The sequence below is a fragment of the Neisseria sp. P0009.S007 genome, from assembly GCF_051962515.1.
Genome location: NZ_JBQCVF010000947.1, coordinates 1 through 373, shown reverse-complemented (window position 1 = coordinate 373; position 373 = coordinate 1). Strand labels below are relative to the sequence as shown.

Below are 373 nucleotides of genomic sequence, written 5' to 3'. Positions count from 1 at the left end.
GCGGTAACGAACCCGGCGAGGCGCACGCTGTCTTGCGGTTTCAGACGGCCTAATTTGGTCGGGGCGATTTGGCGGACTTCTTGGGCATATGGGCCGAACGGGTGGCCGGAGAGGTAGAAGCCGATGACGGTTTTTTCTTCGGCGAGTTTTTCCGATTCGCTCCACATGGGGGCATCGACGAGCTGCACCGGTTCGATGGCGTCTTCCATCATGTCGAAAAGCCCGCCCTGATTGGCGTTGGCGGCTTTTTGGTCGGCGTTGTTCATGGCGAGGTCGATGTTTGCCAAGAGCATGGCGCGGTTGGGTTCGATGCTGTCGAACGCGCCGCCGCGTATCAGGGCTTCGAGGGTGCGGCGGTTCATGTGTTCTTTGC

Annotated in this window: 1 pseudogene; it reads right to left on the bottom strand. The window is 60.1% G+C overall.

What is annotated here, in order from left to right:
• A pseudogene (locus tag ACTHS3_RS17245) lies at positions 1-373 on the bottom strand (DNA polymerase III subunit alpha); the annotation flags it as partial.